Source organism: Streptomyces sp. MspMP-M5, from assembly GCF_000373585.1.
Classification (GTDB): Bacteria; Actinomycetota; Actinomycetes; order Streptomycetales; family Streptomycetaceae; genus Streptomyces.
Genome location: NZ_KB891880.1, coordinates 127,743 through 145,525, shown reverse-complemented (window position 1 = coordinate 145,525; position 17,783 = coordinate 127,743). Strand labels below are relative to the sequence as shown.

The 17,783-nt window shown below is 71.5% G+C and carries 15 protein-coding genes and 1 pseudogene; 11 read left to right on the top strand and 5 right to left on the bottom strand.

The genetic code is table 11. The annotated features are described in order from the left end of the window. The first annotated feature begins 78 nt into the window (after positions 1-78). Positions 79-420, top strand: a complete 342-nt coding sequence (locus B073_RS0110510) for a hypothetical protein (RefSeq protein WP_018538054.1) — start codon at positions 79-81, stop codon at positions 418-420. Between the two features lie 605 nt (positions 421-1,025). Here the strand turns inward: B073_RS0110510 and B073_RS43800 are convergent. Beyond that, positions 1,026-1,223 (bottom strand): annotated as a pseudogene (locus B073_RS43800) (recombinase family protein); the annotation flags it as partial. A gap of 332 nt (positions 1,224-1,555) precedes the next feature. On the opposite strand from B073_RS43800, the gene B073_RS0110500 reads away from it, so the two are divergent. Continuing rightward, positions 1,556-2,728: an alpha/beta hydrolase family protein gene (locus B073_RS0110500; RefSeq protein ID WP_234025044.1), complete on the top strand. Its 1,173-nt coding sequence runs from the start codon at positions 1,556-1,558 to the stop codon at positions 2,726-2,728. Between the two features lie 517 nt (positions 2,729-3,245). Then, positions 3,246-3,806: a sugar O-acetyltransferase gene (locus B073_RS0110490; protein WP_026247247.1), complete on the top strand. Its 561-nt coding sequence runs from the start codon at positions 3,246-3,248 to the stop codon at positions 3,804-3,806. 113 nt (positions 3,807-3,919) lie between these two features. Here B073_RS0110490 and B073_RS0110485 read toward each other — a convergent pair whose 3' ends face one another. Together B073_RS0110485 and B073_RS0110480 are read right to left on the bottom strand one after the other, a co-directional pair. After that, complete coding sequence (locus B073_RS0110485) at positions 3,920-4,234, bottom strand: DUF1330 domain-containing protein (protein WP_018538050.1); 315 nt, start codon at positions 4,232-4,234, stop codon at positions 3,920-3,922. A gap of 109 nt (positions 4,235-4,343) precedes the next feature. After that, positions 4,344-4,760: a MarR family winged helix-turn-helix transcriptional regulator gene (locus B073_RS0110480; protein WP_018538049.1), complete on the bottom strand. Its 417-nt coding sequence runs from the start codon at positions 4,758-4,760 to the stop codon at positions 4,344-4,346. Positions 4,761-4,942: 182 nt separating this feature from the next. On the opposite strand from B073_RS0110480, the gene B073_RS0110475 reads away from it, so the two are divergent. Both B073_RS0110475 and B073_RS39620 read left to right on the top strand, forming a co-directional pair. Then, positions 4,943-5,662 carry a class II aldolase/adducin family protein gene (locus B073_RS0110475; RefSeq protein ID WP_018538048.1) on the top strand — a complete coding sequence of 240 codons (720 nt, stop codon included), beginning with the start codon at positions 4,943-4,945 and terminating at the stop codon, positions 5,660-5,662. 6 nt (positions 5,663-5,668) lie between these two features. Then, on the top strand, positions 5,669-6,550 hold the full coding sequence (locus B073_RS39620) for an alpha/beta hydrolase fold domain-containing protein (RefSeq protein WP_018538047.1): 882 nt from the start codon (positions 5,669-5,671) through the stop codon (positions 6,548-6,550). 250 nt (positions 6,551-6,800) lie between these two features. Here B073_RS39620 and B073_RS46305 read toward each other — a convergent pair whose 3' ends face one another. Continuing rightward, positions 6,801-6,974: a hypothetical protein gene (locus tag B073_RS46305; protein WP_018538046.1), complete on the bottom strand. Its 174-nt coding sequence runs from the start codon at positions 6,972-6,974 to the stop codon at positions 6,801-6,803. 425 nt (positions 6,975-7,399) lie between these two features. On the opposite strand from B073_RS46305, the gene B073_RS0110460 reads away from it, so the two are divergent. The 6 genes from B073_RS0110460 to obgE all read left to right on the top strand — a co-directional run bounded on the left by B073_RS0110460 (position 7,400) and on the right by obgE (position 15,436). Further along, positions 7,400-7,930 (top strand): GNAT family N-acetyltransferase, encoded by a 531-nt coding sequence (locus B073_RS0110460; RefSeq protein WP_026247246.1) that lies wholly within the window; start codon positions 7,400-7,402, stop codon positions 7,928-7,930. A gap of 269 nt (positions 7,931-8,199) precedes the next feature. After that, positions 8,200-9,027, top strand: coding sequence for a TIGR03936 family radical SAM-associated protein (locus tag B073_RS0110455; protein WP_018538044.1), 828 nt, complete (start codon positions 8,200-8,202; stop codon positions 9,025-9,027). A 215-nt stretch (positions 9,028-9,242) separates the two neighbouring features. Next, a complete protein-coding gene (locus B073_RS0110450) occupies positions 9,243-12,962 on the top strand; it encodes an Rne/Rng family ribonuclease (protein ID WP_018538043.1) in 3,720 nt (1,239 codons plus the stop codon). A gap of 246 nt (positions 12,963-13,208) precedes the next feature. Continuing rightward, positions 13,209-13,529 (top strand): 50S ribosomal protein L21, encoded by a 321-nt coding sequence (gene rplU / locus B073_RS0110445; RefSeq protein WP_018538042.1) that lies wholly within the window; start codon positions 13,209-13,211, stop codon positions 13,527-13,529. A 14-nt stretch (positions 13,530-13,543) separates the two neighbouring features. Continuing rightward, positions 13,544-13,801, top strand: a complete 258-nt coding sequence (gene rpmA, locus B073_RS0110440; protein WP_018538041.1) for a 50S ribosomal protein L27 — start codon at positions 13,544-13,546, stop codon at positions 13,799-13,801. A 198-nt stretch (positions 13,802-13,999) separates the two neighbouring features. After that, a complete protein-coding gene (obgE, locus tag B073_RS0110435) occupies positions 14,000-15,436 on the top strand; it encodes a GTPase ObgE (protein WP_018538040.1) in 1,437 nt (478 codons plus the stop codon). Positions 15,437-15,627: 191 nt separating this feature from the next. Here the strand turns inward: obgE and B073_RS0110430 are convergent, their stop codons facing one another. Beyond that, the gene (locus tag B073_RS0110430) at positions 15,628-17,715 is read right to left on the bottom strand and encodes a hypothetical protein (RefSeq protein ID WP_018538039.1); all 2,088 of its coding nucleotides are present in this window, start codon (positions 17,713-17,715) and stop codon (positions 15,628-15,630) included. Between the last annotated feature and the right edge of the window lie 68 nt (positions 17,716-17,783).

Sequence of the window (17,783 nt, the reverse complement as noted above, 5' to 3'; positions counted from 1 at the left end):
CCGGCTTGGCTCGTTGTCATCCCCGTCAGTTATGGTGCTCTTCGTTTGTCCAACAGGCACATTTATCCAGGGGGATTCATGCGCAAGACGTTGACCACCATCGGCATGGGCGCATCGGCTGTGGCGTCGCTTCTTTTGCTGTCCGCGCCCAGTGCGTCGGCCGCCACCACCCACACCTTCTACGCGACGGAGTCGGTGAAGATCCGCGCGAAGACCACGACCAACAGCTCGGCCCTGGGTCTGCTCCCCAAGGGGGCCAATGCCAAGGCCCTTATGAACGGCGGCAGCGTCATGGTCTTCAGCGGCGGTAAGCACAACGCCTGTGGCAGCAAGGGCTACATCCAGGCCGACGCGTGGAACAAGGTGACCTATAAGGGCATCACGGGTTACGTCCCCCACCCCTGCATGATGCCCCGCTGAACCCGTCAACTCCACGGCAGGACAGGGAATGTGTCACTGTCATGTGAGTTCTGCTGTGTGACACCCTAGGCGTATCCTGCTCGCTTGAATTGCCCCCGCTCCGGCCAGTTGCCGGGGCGGGGGCATTCGTGTTCGGTCAGGGGCGCAGGCCGACGACTGTTCTCGACGGATTGACGAGGTCGGCCAGGCTCCGCCCCCGACCAGTCCGACGGGGGTGACGCGGGCGGCAACGCCTGGCACGACGTGGATGACGCCCGCCCGGTGCCCACATGACCGGGCCGACGGGCTCCTTGAATGCTGGCCGGTAAGTACACGCCGTAGGTCATTCACGAGACTGCGGCCAAGGCCACTGTCCCGCGGTGTAGCGTTACGAGCATGATGGTTTGGATCTTCATCGCTATGGCCATAGTCCTTGGGAACGTGACGATTTGGCTGTCCTTGCGTAGCAGGCGTGAGCAGTACAGCAGTGTTGTTCGGTAGCCCTGCTACAGCCCTGGAGTTGGCGTTCCGGAACGATACTGCTGTGTAGTGCAGTCGACTGGGATGCGCCTACGCAGGTGGCGCGCATGGCGTCGAAGCGGCGGATGATGTTCCGCCGAACTTCACGCCGCTCTTCGGCACCAGTGCAGCGCGCGGTGGGCGTCCTTATCGATACGGAGGACCACCTTGCCGTTCTTGTCCACGTCGGTGGCGTAGCCGTAGGCAGGCTTGCCCACCAATCACTCGCTCTGTGTCTTGGTGTAGTCCCAGAGGCTGGCCACCCGGGTGCTGGTGTTGGCGGCTTCGATCTCGGCGATGCCACCGTCCGCCGCTGTCCACTCGGACTCGGCGGCTTGCTGTCCCTGGTCTGTCTTGGCGTTCGTCCTCTTACGACGGATCGCCGACGCTGTGACCGATGTCGCAGAGGTTGAGATGGCTGAGATGCTGAGCGCGCTCGGCGCCGGAGTCTCGGAGCGTCGGCGGTCCGTCGCGTCGGCAGAGGTGCCCAGAACGCCTCGTCCGACGCAGGGAGGCCGCTCGAACGTCCACTCCGAAGTGGAATGGCCCTGAGGGACCTTCGGGCATTCTCGTGGGGGCTTGGCGTCCGGTGAGCCGACTCGGGACGCCGGCCCTGGCGTCGTCGTACCGTTCCTTCGTGATCAGACTCCGCCGTGCCGCGACAACCGCGCTGCTCGCCCTTTCCCTGTCCCTGCCGATCGCTGCATCCGACATGGCTTTTGCTGCGACCGCTCCCGCGCCGATATCCGCCAGAACCGCGCGGGCCGTTCACCTCGAACTCCCCCGCCCCACCGGCCCCCATGCGGTGGGGCGCAGCATCGTGCCCCTCGTCGACAAGAGCCGTCGCGATCCTTGGGTTCCGCAGTCGGGGGCACGGGAGCTGATGCTCTCCGTGTACTACCCAGCGCACCAGGGAAGCGGGCGCTCCTCTGCTTACATGTCCACTGAAGAGGCTCGATTGCTCCTGGCGAGCCAGCACTTGGAGGACCGGGTACCAGCTCAGACGCTGAGCGCTACCCACACCTATGCGCGTACCAGCGCGCGGCCGGCATCCGGCAGGTATCCGCTCGTGGTGCTCTCGCCCGGCTTCGGGCTGCCGCGCACCACCCTCACCCTCCTCGCCGAGGACCTGGCCAGCCACGGGTATGTGGTCGCGACTGTCGACCACGCCTACGAAGCCGTTGGCACGACCTTCCCGGGCGGCCGTACGCTCACCTGCGTCGCCTGCGAAACGGTCAAGCCGGGGCAAGAAGGCATCGTGACCAAGAACAGGACCAAGGACCTGTCGTTCGTCATCAACGAGCTGACCGGACCTCACTCCGCCTGGAAATACGGGTCGATGATCGACGCGAAGCGGATCGGGGTGGCCGGGCACTCCATCGGCGGGGACAGTGCAGCGCACACCATGGCTTCCGACGGCCGGGTGCGAGCGGGCATGAACATGGACGGGATGTTCAACGTGCCCCTCCCCGCGTCCGGACTTCAGGGCAGGCCCTTCATGCTGCTGGGCAACGCCGATCACAGGCCCGGTCAGGACGCGACATGGGATGAGGGGTGGGCCCGGCTGAACGGATGGAAGCGGTGGCTGACCGTCGCCGGCAGCAATCACCTCAGCTTCCTCGACCTCCCCGTCCTCGCGACCCAACTCGGTGTGAGCGCCCCTTCTGCGCCGCTGCCGGGACAGCGCGCCGCGCAGATCACGCGAAGCTACGTTGGCGCGTTTTTCGACCAGCATCTGCGTGGCATCCAGAAGCCGCTGCTGGACGGCCCCTCGAAGGCCAACCCGGAAGTCCGGTTCGAACTGCCTTAGTACGCCGACCAGGGTGGGAGTTCGAGCGGTCGTTGGCGTGGCGCTAGTGCAGGTCCTCCCAGCTCTTTAGGAGGCACCGGCACCGGCACCAGCACCGGGATCGGCGGTGCGCAGGAGTGTTCTGCGACGCCTGTCCACAGATGGACCCCCAGATCCAGATCGCCCCCACCGGCAAGAAGCTGCTGCCTCTGACCGTGAAGTAGCCCACGGCCGGCAGAAGCGGAAGCGGCCACGGACGCGAGCGGCACCGTACGTCGGCAGAGGCCCCCGGAACGCCTCTGCCGGCGCAGGGAGGCCCCTCGAACGTCCACTGCGAGGCGGAGTGGGTGCGTGAGGGGCCTTCGCATTTTCAGGGGGCCTTGGCGCCGCGTGGGGCCGACTCGGGACGCCTTGCCGAGATGGCCGGCCGTCCGGCACTGGCTTCTCTGGCGGGCTGTCTTGCAGGCTCCGAGTCCCTGGTGCGATCGGCTTCGCTTCGGGGCAAGATCTGGGAGCTTGCAGCGGGAAGGGAGCCTTGATGGACGAGACCAGGCGTCACACGTCAAGTGGTGACTGGTACCTGCCCGACATGCCCGAGTTGGATGAACTGGACCCTGACATGCTGCGGCGGGAGGAGTTGTGCGCGGCATACAACGCAGGCAGGAGCGTCGACGAACGGCAGGCGATTCTGGGAGAGTTGCTGGGCTCGGTAGGCGAACTTGTCCGGATCCGGGCACCTTTCCACTGTGACTACGGGTATCGCATCCACATCGGCACCGGCACGTTCGTCAACTTCGGGGCCGTGTTCCTGGACGTCGCCCCCATCACCATCGGCGCACATGTTCGGATCGGGCCCAACGTGCAGTTGCTGACCCCGGTCCATGAGCTGGATGCGGAGCGGCGGCGGGCCGGTTGGTCGAAGGCGCTGCCGATCACGATCGGCGACAACGTGTGGCTGGGCGGCGGGGCGATCGTCTGTCCTGGTGTGAACATCGGTGAGAACACGGTGGTCGGTGCGGGGGCTGTGGTCACCAAGGACCTACCGCCCAGCGTGCTGGCCGTGGGCAATCCGGCCCGGGTGATCCGCAAGCTGGCCTAGGGCGCTTCTGACGGATCTCCGCGGCGTCGCGGCGCCTGGCACGCACTCCCCCCACGCCTGAACGGCGCGGGGGGACCCCCATGCGGCGTTGCCGGAATGTCTCCAGAAGCGGCCTAGGCCGGGAGCGAGAAGCCCTCGGGCGGCGCGCCCTCGACGAACAGCATCGCCACCCGAACCTTGCCCTCCCGTATCGCTCGGGCGCGCCGGTACTCCGGGGAGTCGTACCACTGCCGGATCCGGTCCATGTCGGGAAACTCGATGACCATGAAACGGGAGGCGTCCCAACTGCCTTCCACCGGCTCGGGCGTGGGGCCCGCGACCAGGTAGCGGCCACCGTGGCTGAGGATGGACTCCTGGGCCACGGGTGCGTAGGCCAGACCGGCCTCCTCGTCGAGCACATCGACGTTGACGATGACGTAAGCGGGCATGAGGTTCCCCGTTCTTAGGGCACGGCGCGTGCTGATATCACGGCCACTGACGCAACGGATGCCTTGCGTGAGGCTGGCCCTCTGGTCGGGTCCCGTTACGGGCCGGCGCTCACAGTCTGCCGAGGAGGTCCAGCAGGGTCGCGCGCTGCCGTGGGGTGAGGGGGGCGAAGACGTCCTCGACGACGCGCACGCGCTCGGCGTGGAGCGACCGGCGCATGTCGGAGCCCTGGTCGGTGAGTTCGACCAGTGTGGAGCGGCGGTTGTCCGGGTCGGCCAGGCGGCGTACGAGCCCTGCCGCCTCCAGGGCGTCGATGAGGGGAGTCACCGCGCGTGGCACCACGCCCAGTCGCTCCGCCAGTTCCGTCATCCGCGGTGGCGTCCCGCTGCGCGCGAGGAGGCCGAGCACGCGGGCCTGCGCGGGGGTGATGCCGAAGGGCGCGAAGCGTTCCGCCTGCCGGGCCCGCACCTGTTTGGCCACGTTCAGGAACAGCTCTCCCAGGCGCCCGGACGCCTCGTCAGTCTCCATGGTCGGTCTCCATGTGCCGAGGTTAGCAGCCAACTGAACCACCTTCTTTATGAAGGTACATCTTAATGAGGGGTGCTAATTAAGAGGCACCTTCAGTATGTTGGTGGCTGTGAGCGGATCAACCGACGGGAACGGGCCCAGGAACGGGCCCAGGAATGGGAAGTCGAGGGGGAGTGCGGCGTATGACACTCAGTCAGGACGGGGGCGCGGCGGAGACGGCTGCGGTGGTGTTGGGCAGCCGGGTGCTGGCGGCGGCTGGGCAGGGTGACATGGTGTGGGGGCACCTGGCGGTGCGCGACCCGGAGGGGCGGGGGGTGTGGATGAAGGCCCCCGGCTGGGGGCTGGAGGAGGTCAGGCCGGACCGCGTCGTTCTGGTCGGCTGGAACGGCCGTTCCCTGGCCGGTCCGGACCAGGTGCACAAGGAGTATCCGATCCACACCGAGCTGATGCGGGCCCGTCCGGACGTGAACGTGACGGTCCATACGCACGCCGCGGCCGTCAACGCCTTCGCCGCGCTGAACCGACCGCTGCTGCCGGTCAGTCACGACGCGGTCGTCTTCGCCGAGCACGGTCTGCCGCGCTATGCGGCCACAGCCGGTCTCGTCAGCACTCCCGCGCTGGGGCGGGCGTTGGCCGAGACGCTCGGCCCGGCGCGCGCCTGTTTGATGCCCCAGCACGGCCTGGCCGCCGTCGGCCAGGACGTCGCGCACGCCGTGATGACCGCCCTGTTCCTGGAGCGGGCCTGCCGGATACAGCTCACCGCACAGGCCGCCGGCGAGATCCGGTGCTGGACCGGCCCCGAGGAGAGCGTGCGCAAGTCGGCGGAGTGCTGGCCGGCCGGTCAGATGTGGGCGGGCTGGCGTTACTGGACACGCCGGGTCGGCCACGCCGCGACCCGATGAGGGGCGGTGTGCACCGTGCCGCCGCTCCACCCCGCAATCGCCACCACCCGACCCGGTGGCCGGCCCTACGACCTGCCCGATGTGGAGATCGAGTACACCACGGCCGACGGTGTCCCCGTCCGGGTCTACGTCCCCCGGGGGACCCCAGCCGCGGTCGGTCTCGTCTGGATGCACGGCGGCGGCTTCACCCAGGGCGGCCTCGATGTGCCCCACGCGCACCTGGTCTCGGCGCAACTCGCCCATCGGACACCGGCGGTGGTGGTCTCGGTCGGCTACCGGCTCGCGACCGGCGGCGTGCACTACCCCGTACCGCATGACGACGTCCGGTCGGCCTGGGCCTGGGCGTGCGGCCGTGCGCGGGAGCCGGGTCCGGCGCCGGAGCGGTTCGCCATGGGCGGGGCGAGCGCCGGCGCGAACCTGGCCGTCGGAGTCGCCCAGCATCTTCGCGACGACGGAGCGCCGCTGCCCGCGGCCCTGCTGCTGGCCTATCCCCTCGTGCACGAGGTGGTCCCCGAGGCGTCCGCCGAGCTCATGGCGCGCTTGGCGGAGCTGTCCGGGCCGGTGCCCGGCGTCCGGCGGTTTCCCCCGGAAGCGGTCACGGCGATGTACCGCCACTACGCGGGTCCCCGTGGCGGCCGTTACGTCCACCCGGCCACCGCCGGTGCCGCCGGACTGCCACCGACCCTGATCGTCACAGCCGAGTACGACGATCTCCGGCCGTCCGGCGAGGCGTTCGCCGCACAGCTCGCGGCCGCCGGGGTGCGGGTGGACCTGGCGATGGCCAGGGGGATGCCGCACAGCTTCCTCAACTGGCCGCCGGAACTTCCCGCGATCTCCTGGACGTTGCGTCGCTTCACCCGTGTACTCCGTGAACTCGGGCGCCCGTGACGGCTGTTGTGTGGTGCGTGCCGTACGGGATGACCGCGTCGGCGGGACTCGCGCGAACAGGGCTTCCCGGCCGCGCGACCGCAGGCTGAAGGCCGCCGCCAGGACAATCAGCGGTAGTCCTCGTGGCGCCGACGGATTCCGGTGGAGTCAGTGAACTCGGCTGTGACGTGGCCCAGTTGAGCGGAGTGCTCGTTCGGGGGCTGCTGGGGCGGGCGGGCTCGGAAGTCGGCCGGCGGTTGCCCTGCCGTCGCTAGAGGGAGATGAGGCAGCCGATGACGGGCGGACAGTGCCCGTGGATGTGGAGGTGGAGGAAGTCGTCGTCGCCCTCGCCTCCGAGGGGGCGCGCCTGGGCGGGTGCGATGAGTCCGAGGGTCAGGATTGCACTTGCTGCTGCGAGGGTCGCTATTCGACGAAGATGCGTCATGGCTTGTTCCTCCTTGGCGGGAGTGGGCGGCGCCTGAAGACAGGCGCGCCAGGAGCTGCGCATGGACACAACGGTACCCATTTGGCGGACTTTGCCGTGAAAAGAGATGGTCCGTTTGCGTGAGGCGCGCCACGCCCCCAGTCCGGGCCGGCCTCGGTGTCCAGGTGGTCGGCCTCGATGTGTTGCGTCGCCAACTCGCCAGGCGGCACAGGCGGGTTGGGGATTTCCGGGCGCGGTGGGAGGTGAAGCCGGTTGGCTTTCGGGTGACTTCTTGGGCGCCTCGCAGGGGACTCGAAGGGGACGGGCGGGCAGGGGGAGCAGGCTGGCTGTCTGGAGGACGGCGGCGGGACCGATCGTGGGTCGCTGACGCACGCACCCGCGGCCGCCCCTGTCGCGCGACGACGACGGCCCGCAGAATGATCGCCATGGCACCGCAGCTGAGCGCACCGACCGTTCGTGTTCATGAGTCGTTCCTCGCCGCCATGGCGGAGTTCCGGGCCGAGGGCGTGCACCGTTCCCCCTCTTCCAGCCTTGGTCGCGACCTGCGGGCCTGGCACACCCGGTGGCAGTCCGCCGAGGGCTTCGCCGACTACGTTCGCCAGACGGGCGGGGTCGGCATGGACGAGCGGTCCGAGGGCCCCGTGCCGATGACCACGTTCTGGTGGGTGGACGGGACGGAGTACCTGGGGCGGATCACCGTCCGGCACCGGCTCACCGCGTCGCTGCGCGAGTTGGGCGGCCACATCGGCTATGCGGTGCGTCCCACCGCCCGTCGCCGGGGTCACGCCACCGCGATGCTGCGGGCCGTGCTGCCGCACGCGCACCGGCTGGGCATCGACCCGGTGCTGGTGACCTGCGACGCGACCAACACCGGCTCGCGCCGGGTGATCGAGGAGTGCGGCGGGGTTTTCGAGGACCGCCGGGCGGAGAAACTTCGGTATTGGATCTCCGCGTGATCTCCGCGTCGGCGCAGTGTCCGGGCCGTAGCCGGCCCACCCGTCCGAAGGGTTTTCCCCGGGGCGGACGGGATCGCGGCACCCGGCCCCGGCGCCCCGCCGGGAACTGTCCGGGACGCCGGCACGTACTCTAGGCAGAGACGTCCGGGTCGATGTATCCGCGCCCACGCGGGGACGATCCGGACGGGGCGGCGCCAGCCGCGCCCTGACACCAAGGAGAAGTAACACTGGGCAAGCGACAGCCCGAAGGCCCGCCGCCTGCACCGGCGGTGCAGCGCATCCGACTGCGTTACACCAAGCGCGGCCGCCTCCGGTTCACCAGCCACCGCGACTTCCAGCGCGCCTTCGAGAGGGCCCTGCGCCGCGCCGAGGTCCCCATGGCCTATTCGGCGGGCTTCACCCCGCACCCCAAGGTGTCGTACGCCAACGCGGCGCCCACCGGGACCGGCAGCGAGGCCGAGTACCTGGAGATCCAGCTGGCCGAGCACCGGGACCCGGAGACGCTCCGCGCACTGCTCGACGCCTCCCTGCCCGCCGGTCTCGATGTGACCGACGCCGTGGAGGCCCGCACCAGCGGTCTCGCCGACCGGCTCCAGGCGTCGGTGTGGGAGATCCGGCTCGACGGGGTCGCCCCCGAGGAGGCCGGGCGCGCCGTGGAGGCGTTCCTCGCCGCCGAGGAGGTGCCGGTCGAGCGCCGCACCAAGAACGGCATGCGGACCTTCGACGCCCGGGCCGCGGTCGCACGTCTGGAGGCCGTCCCGGCGGAGGGCGACACCGTGGGCCCCGCTCAGGGCGATAGGCCCGACGGCAGTGCCTGTGCGATACTGCGGCTGGTTGTTCGGCATCTGACACCTGCCGTTCGACCCGACGACGTCCTGTCCGGCCTCCGGGTTACGGCCGACCTGGCGCCGCCGGTCCCCGCAGCGGTGACCAGGCTGGCGCAGGGGCTGCTCGATGAGGAGACCGGCACGGTGACCGACCCGCTGGCGCCCGACCGCGACGCTGCCACGGCCGCCCCATCCACGGCCGCCGGGCTGAGTACCGCGACGGTGCAGGGCGGGGCCTCCCCGGCCACTTCCGGGGACGGCACTGCGTAGGACGCGTCGTCGCGTCGCCGATCAGCCAGGGTGCCACCCCGGTCCGGCGGACGCACTGACCAGAAGACTTTCGCCGGTCCGGACCCCGGGCCCGGCGAGCGAGACGACAGCTCCCGTGCGGCGCACGCGCCCCGGACGGCGGGACCGCGCCCAGCGCGCGGACCGTGGCCGGAATCAGGCGCGGCGCCCGGGAGCGTGACGGGAGAACCGCCCGCATGCTCGAAGCTATTGAGCCCACCGAGTCCTCGCGGCCCACGGACCGCGAGAGCGACAACAACCACTCGCCCAGCGACACGCTGCCGCCGCGCCGCCGGCGCCGCGCGGTGTCCCGCCCGGCCGGTCCGCCGGCCGGCGCCGCCGAGGCCGCCGTGGTGAGCACCGACCGCCCGGCCGCGGGCTCCGACACCGCAGGCGCGGCCGACACCGCGCCGCAGGCCGCCGCCGTCGAGGAGAAGCCGGCCCGCCCGCGCCGCCGGGCGACCCGCAAGGCCACCTCCCCGGCCGGCTCCCCGCGCGCCTCCGTGTCCGCGGAGACGCCCGAGCCCGCCGAGGCCCCGGCCGCTGCCGCCGTCGAGGAGGCTCCGGCCGCCGCTGCCGAGGAGGAGCCGCGTCCGGCGCGCACCCGTCGCCGGGCCACCCGCAAGGTCACCGCTCCGGCCGGCGCGCCGCGGCCCGCCGCCGAGGAGAGCGCCGCCCCGGAGGCGGTCGAGGCGCCCGCCGCCGCGGAGGAGGCCCCGGCCGCCCCCGTCGAGGAGGAGCCGCGTCCGGCCCGTACGCGTCGCCGGGCGACCCGTAAGGCGACCGCGCCGTCGGCCGCCCCGGAGCCGGTCGTCGAGACGCCGTCCGCCGAGGAAGAGACGGAGGAGGAGGCCGAAGAGGCGGTCGAGGCCGTCGAGGCGCCCGCCGCCGAGGAGGAGCCGCGTCCGGCCCGTGCCCGTCGTCGGGCCACCCGTAAGGCGACCGCTCCGGCCGCCGCCGCTGAGCCCGCGGCCCCCGCCGCCGAGCAGCCGCCGGCCGGCGAGGCCGAGGCGCCGCGCCGCCGGACCCGCCGCCGCGCCGAGCGGCCCGCGGAGCCCGCGGCCGCCGAGGCGCCCGCGCCGCAGGCCGAGGAGGAGCCTCCCGCCGAGGCGCCGGCGCGTGGCCGCCGCCGGGCACAGCGGCCGCCGACGGCCGTCTTCCAGGCCCCGGTCTTCGCGGAGCCGATGTTCCAGACCCCCGAGAGCGCCGCCGCCGAGCACGCCGCCCGCCGCGAGGCGGAGACGACCACGGAGACGCCGGAGGAGGCGCCGGCCGGTGCCCCGCGCCGCCGTCGCCGGCGCCGCGGCGAGCCGGCCGAGGCCGCCCAGGCGGCTCCCGCGCAGGTCGAGGAGCCCGTGACGGAAGAAGCCGCGGAGGCCGCCGAGGCCGCCGAGGTCGAGGAGCCCGAGGAGGAGCACGAGACCGGGACCGGCGAGGACGGCGACCGTCCCGCGCGCCGCCGCCGCCGGGGCGGCCGTCGCCGCCGCCGCGGTGAGATGGCCGAGGATGCCGAGGAGCAGCCCGGCGAGGCCGGTGCGGGCGAGGAGCCGGCCGAGGAGGCCGCCGAGGGCGAGGAGCCGGGCGCCGAGGAGCACCCGGAGTCCAGCACCAGCAGCAGCCGCCGTCGCCGGCGCCGCCGCCGGCGCAGCGGCGACACCGCAGAGGCCGAGACCGCGCACGTCGACGACCCGGAGCGCACCGTCGTCAAGGTCCGCGAGCCGCGCAAGAAGGAAGAGAGCACCGGCGCCGACGAGGTCCAGTCCATCAAGGGCTCGACCCGTCTGGAGGCCAAGAAGCAGCGCCGCCGCGAGGGGCGCGAGCAGGGCCGCCGCCGGGTGCCGATCATCACCGAGGCGGAGTTCCTGGCGCGCCGGGAGGCCGTCGAGCGGGTGATGGTGGTCCGCCAGAGCGGCGAGCGCACCCAGATCGGCGTGCTGGAGGACGACGTCCTCGTCGAGCACTTCGTCAACAAGGAGCAGGCCACCAGCTACGTCGGCAACGTCTACCTGGGCAAGGTCCAGAACGTCCTGCCGTCGATGGAGGCCGCCTTCGTCGACATCGGCAAGGGCCGCAACGCCGTGCTGTACGCGGGCGAGGTCAACTTCGAGGCGCTGGGCATGGCCAACGGGCCGCGCCGCATCGAGACCGCGCTGAAGTCCGGCCAGTCCGTCCTGGTGCAGGTCACCAAGGACCCGATCGGACACAAGGGCGCCCGGCTGACCAGCCAGGTCTCGCTGCCCGGCCGCTACCTCGTCTACGTGCCCGAGGGCTCGATGACCGGTATCAGCCGCAAGCTCCCGGACACCGAGCGGGCCCGGCTGAAGCAGATCCTCAAGAAGATCGTCCCCGAGGACGCGGGCGTCATCGTCCGCACCGCCGCGGAGGGCGCGAGCGAGGACGAGCTGCGCCGTGACGTGGAGCGGCTGCAGGCGCAGTGGGAGGAGATCCAGAAGAAGGCCAAGGCGTCCAACACCAGCTCGCCGAGCCTGCTCTACGGCGAGCCGGACATGACCGTCCGGGTCGTCCGCGACATCTTCAACGAGGACTTCTCCAAGGTCATCGTGAGCGGTGACGACGCCTGGCAGACCATCCACGGCTATGTCTCGCACGTCGCGCCGGACCTCGTCGACCGCCTGCAGCGGTGGACCTCCGAGGTCGACGTCTTCGCGACGTACCGGATCGACGAGCAGCTGATGAAGGCGCTGGACCGCAAGGTCTGGCTGCCCAGCGGCGGTTCGCTGGTGATCGACAAGACCGAGGCCATGGTCGTGATCGACGTCAACACCGGGAAGTTCACCGGTCAGGGCGGCAACCTCGAGGAAACCGTCACCCGGAACAACCTGGAGGCGGCCGAGGAGATCGTGCGCCAGCTGCGGCTGCGCGACCTGGGCGGCATCGTCGTCGTCGACTTCATCGACATGGTCCTGGAGTCCAACCGGGACCTGGTGCTGCGTCGCCTGCTGGAGTGCCTGGGCCGGGACCGGACCAAGCACCAGGTGGCCGAGGTCACCTCGCTCGGCCTGGTCCAGATGACCCGCAAGCGGGTCGGTCAGGGCCTGCTGGAGTCGTTCTCCGAGCAGTGCGTGCACTGCAACGGCCGCGGCGTGATCGTCCACATGGACCAGCCGTCGGCCGGCGGCGGCAAGCGCAAGAAGAAGGGCAAGGCGGGCGCGAACGGTGCCCAGCCGGAGCAGGTGGCCGAGGTCGCGGCCGAGGCCGTGCCGGCGGTCGCCGCCCCGGCGGAGGAGCTGCCGGAGCTGGAGCCGGTCGCGGTGACCGAGGCCCAGCTGCAGCCGTCGGTGGACGGCACCGACGAGTGGTTCGGCAGCCCCGCGGAAGCCGAGGCCGCCGCGACGGGCCGGAGCCGTGGCCGCCGCCGGGCCAGCCGGAAGGCGACGGCACCGGCCGGCGCCCCCAAGGCCACCGAGGCCGCCGCGATCGTGGTGCCGGCCGCCCCGGCGGTCGAGCCGGAGCCCGCTCCGGAGCCGGTCGCCGAGCCCGCGCCGGTGGCGGAGACCGCCCCTGCGGCCGAGCCTGCGCCGCCGCGTCCGCGCCGCCGGGCGACCCGCCGGGTGTCCGCTCCGGCGGGCTCGCCGGAGGCCGCCGACGAGGCGGTGGGGACGATCGTGGTCGGCGCGCCGGCCGCGGAGGCCCCCGCCGAGGCTCCCGAGCAGCCCGCCGAGGTCGCTGAGCCCGCCGAGCCGGCGCCCGCGGCGAAGAAGACCGCGAAGAAGGCGGCGGCGAAGAAGACCACGGCCAAGAAGGCCGCGGCGAAGAAGACCACGGCCAAGAAGACGGCGGCGAAGAAGACCACCGCCAAGAAGGCCGCGGTCAAGAAGACCACCGCGAAGAAGACGACGACGAAGAAGGCGGCGGCCAAGAAGACCGCGGCGGCTTCGGGGTCGGCGGAGGACTGAGCAGTGGCCGGCCCCGGACCGTCGCGAGGCGGTCCGGGGCCGGTTTGACCCCCTGGTCGAGGCCCCGTAACCTTGACCGTCGGTGTCTGTGTGGCACCACCCCTTCTGAGCAAACACCTCTCGGCCCCGCCGAGGGAGGCCGCTCGTCCCGCTCGTGGTCCACGGGTCGGATTCCACAGGACGTCCCTGAGCCTGTGAGAGCGGCTGGCATCAGAGGATCCGTTACCTAGCGAGAGAGAGTTCCGCGTGTACGCGATCGTGCGCACCGGCGGACGCCAGCAGAAGGTTGCTGTTGGCGACGTCATCGAGGTTGACCGCATTTCCACCAGCAAGGTCGGCGACACCGTCGAGCTCTCCACGCTGCTGGTCGTCGACGGTGACGCGGTCACCAGCGACCCGTGGGTCCTCGCCGGCGTGAAGGTCCAGGCCGAGGTCGTGGACCACCACAAGGGCGACAAGATCCGGATCCAGAAGTACAAGAACAAGACCGGTTACAAGAAGCGGATCGGCCACCGCCAGCTCCACACGGCGCTGAAGATCACCGGCATCGACGCTCCGGCGAAGTAAGGGACTGAGGAGACATGGCACACAAGAAGGGCGCATCGTCCACTCGGAACGGTCGCGATTCCAACGCTCAGCGGCTCGGCGTGAAGCGCTTCGGCGGTCAGGCCGTCCTCGCCGGTGAGATCCTGGTCCGCCAGCGTGGCACCCACTTCCACCCGGGCGCGGGCGTCGGCCGCGGCGGCGACGACACCCTGTTCGCCCTGCAGCCCGGTGCGGTGCAGTTCGGCACCTTCCGCGGCCGCAAGGTCGTGAACATCGTCCCGATCGCCGAGTAATTCGGCCCGGACGACGCACGTCGACAGCACGTCAGGGGCGGACCGCCTCTTTCCGCGCGAAGCGGGAAGACCGGTCCGCCCTTGGCGCGTTAGGAAGAAGACGAAGCAGACCCCGCCGCGATGCGCGCGGCACCCCGGCGTCCGCGGACATCCCGCGCAGTACGCAGACAACCCCGCTGATCTGGAGGCATCCCCACCATGACCACCTTCGTGGACCGCGTCGAGCTGCACGTCGCCGCGGGTAACGGAGGCCACGGCTGCGCCTCCGTCCATCGGGAGAAGTTCAAGCCGCTCGGCGGCCCCGACGGGGGCAACGGCGGCCGCGGCGGCGATGTGATCCTGGTCGTCGACCAGGACGTCACCACGCTCCTCGACTACCACCACCACCCGCACCGCAAGGCCACCAACGGCCAGCCGGGCGCGGGCGACAACCGCGAGGGCAAGAACGGCCAGGACCTTATCCTGCCGGTGCCCGACGGCACCGTCGTCCTCGACAAGAACGGCGAGGTGCTGGCCGACCTGGTGGGCCAGGGCACGCGGTTCGTCGCCGGCCAGGGCGGCCGCGGCGGCCTCGGCAACGCCGCGCTCGCCTCGGCCCGCCGCAAGGCCCCCGGCTTCGCGCTGCTCGGCGAGCCCGGCGAGGCCCGGGACATCGTGCTGGAGCTGAAGACCGTCGCGGACGTCGCGCTGGTCGGCTACCCGAGCGCCGGCAAGTCCTCGCTGATCTCGGTCCTCTCGGCCGCCAAGCCGAAGATCGCCGACTATCCGTTCACGACGCTGGTGCCCAACCTCGGCGTGGTGACCGCGGGCGAGACGGTCTACACCATCGCCGACGTCCCCGGTCTGATCCCCGGCGCCAGCCGGGGCAAGGGCCTGGGCCTGGAGTTCCTGCGGCACGTCGAGCGCTGCGAGGTGCTGGTCCACGTCCTGGACACCGCCACCCTGGAGTCGCACCGCGACCCGGTCTCCGACCTCGACGTCATCGAGGAGGAGCTGGCCCAGTACGGCGGCCTCGGCGACCGGCCGCGGGTGGTCGTCCTCAACAAGATCGACATCCCGGACGGCAAGGACCTCGCCGACATGATCCGCCCGGACCTGGAGGCGCGCGGCTACCGCGTCTTCGAGGTCTCCGCGGTCGCCCGCCAGGGCCTGAAGGAGCTGTCGTACGCGCTGGCGGAGATCGTCGCCACGGCGCGTGCCGCCAAGCCCGTCCAGGAGGCGACCCGGGTCGTGATCCGCCCCAAGGCGGTGGACGACGCGGGCTTCACGGTCACCAAGGAGGCCGACGGGTTCTTCCGCGTCCGCGGCGAGAAGCCCGAGCGCTGGGTCCGCCAGACCGACTTCAACAACGAGGAGGCGGTGGGCTATCTGGCCGACCGGCTCAACCGCCTCGGCGTGGAGGACGCGCTGCTGAAGGCGGGCGCCCGCGCGATGGACGGCGTGGCGATCGGGCCCGACGACAACGCGGTGGTCTTCGACTGGGAGCCGTCGTTGTCGGCCGGCGCGGAGATGCTCGGCCGCCGTGGCGAGGACCACCGCTTCGACGCACCGCGCCCGGCCGCCCAGCGCCGCCGCGACCGCGACGCGGCCCGCGACGAGGCGCAGCGCGACTACGACGGCTTCTCGCCCTTCTAGTTCCGGCGCCCACTGGTTCCAGGGCGTACCGGTCCAGGGCGTACGGCCGGAAGCGGTCCGGAGCGTATGCAGCACGAAGGCCCCGGGAGGAGCGTTCCTCCCGGGGCCTTCGTACCGTCTCCGTGCGAATGGTCCCCTTGCGAATGGTCCCTTGCATACGGTTTGCGGGGCCGTGGACGACCCGCTGCGGGCTAGACGGCGGCGGGGGCGTCCGGGGCGCCGTCGGTGCCCTGCCGGGCCGTCCCGGCGGCGGGTACGGCCCGCTGCGAGCGCTGGACGGGGATGCCGGAGAGTCGGCTCTCCATCCGCCGCCGCCGCTCGTCGGCCCGGGCGCACAGCTCCACCACGGCCTGGTTGAAGCGGACCGCCGACGGCGGGTCGGACGGGCCGAGCAGATGCTCCTTGAGTTCGGCGCGGGCCGCGGCCAGGCCGTCCCGCTCCGGATGCCGGACCGCCTCCAGGAGCGCGGGCACCCCGGCCGCGTCGGGCGCGAGGATGGTCGCCGCCCGCACGGTCGGGTACTGCGCCCGGAAGTCGTCCTCGTCGAGCCCCGAGGTGTTGGCGACCGCGTACGGCTTCTCGCTGGTCAGGTAGTCGGAGACCACGCTGGAGACGTCGCTGATCAGCAGGTCCGCCTCGTTGAAGCAGGCGAAGATGCCGGGGCGCGCGGTGACGACGACGCGGTGCTCCCACTCCGGGAGGGAATTCCAGTACGCCTTCTCCCAGGCGGTGACCGCGGCCTCGACGGCGGCCGCGCGGCCCTCCTCGGGGGTGCTCTGGAGCCGCATCCGCTCCAGCTCGTCGGCGCTCTTGCGGAAGTCGGCGGTGGTCAGCCGGTCGAGTTCGGCGGTGCGGCGGTCCAGTTCGGCTGCGGTCTCGGGGGCGGGCCGCGGGCCGCCGCGCCGGGCGTTGGCCGCGGCGATCATGGCCTGGATACGGAGGTTGGCGGCGCCGGCCTGCGGGTCCACCGAGCCGGTCATCGGGTGCGGTTTGTAGAGCAGCCGGACCGAGGGGTCGGCAAGCAGGGCGCGGACGATGTTCTCGCCGGCCAGGATCACCGAGGTGTTGCCCGGGTTGCCGTCCCAGCCCTCCCAGGTGGGCGCGTAGAGCACGGTGGTGTACCGGCCGACCGGGGCGCCCTCGTAGGGCCGGATCGGCGCGAGTTGGGGGCGGCCGACCTCGACGACGTCCTTGTCCTCGATGCCGATGTCGGCGAGCTGGTAGCGGTCCCGGGCCGCCGGGCCGGCCACCCACACCTCGTCGTACGCCTTGGCGTACGGGTTGCAGGAGGAGAGCTTGTCGCTCTCTCCGTGGTTGATGAAGGCGTGCTTGATGGAAGGGATCCGCAGGATCTGCGAGGTCTTGCCGGAGTTCGCCGGGTGCAGCAGCACCTTGAGGGTGGAGTGCTCCAGCCGCATCAGGTGGGAGACCTTGGGGATGCAGACGATCGGGATGTCGGTGGCCTCGATCTTCTGCACCATGAACCGCTCGCGGAGCACGATGATCGGCCGGCCGTCCAGCCCGGCCAGGGTGTCGAGCCACATGTTGGCCTGGTAGGCGGAGGCGGCGCCGCCGGAGAAGTACATGCCGACCGTCGGCCGGTAGGCGGCCAGCCAGCGGTCCAGCCATTCCAGGGCGCGCTGTTCGCCGACGACCTGCTTGTGGGGCAGCAGCCAGGTGCTGAGGTAGAGGGTGCCGCCGGCCGAGAGCAGCAGTGCGACGCCGATGCCGAGACCGCCCCAGAAGGCGTTGCCGGTGATCGCGGTGACCATCATCCCGGCCGTGGTGGGCACCGAGAAGCGCAGCAGCCGCCGGCCCGTCTGGCGGTAGAGCAGCCGCGGTGGGGCGTCGGTGAGGCCCAGCGCGCCGGCGTCGACGTTGCGGGTGACGATCGGCAGACTCCGGGAGCGGCGGACCAGGACCGCGACCGCCTGGCACACGAAGTGGGTGCCGTAGAAGGCGAGCAGAGTGATGGTCAGGGGGGCCTGCTCCTCCAGGGGGTTGATCCCGTCGATGTGCAGCAGGCCGACCAGCATCAGCATGTCCCGCAGCAGCTGACGCACCGTCACGTCGAAGCGGATCCGGCCGAGCAGGGCGAGCAGGGCGGGCTGCTGGTGCTGGAGGACCAGGTCAAGAACCAGGTTGACCACGGAGGCTGCGATGAACAGCGGAATGACGGACAGCAGCGCGCCGAGCAGCTGGGCGGTGAACGCGACCATCATCGCGAAGAGCGCCGCGAGCTGGACGGCTCGTCTGGGGGCGATTCCGGCGGAAGGCACGGGGGAGGGCTCCTGGCAGCAGAAAGGTCATGGGGGGAGGCCGGGGGCGGTGGCCAGGTCCCGCGCTG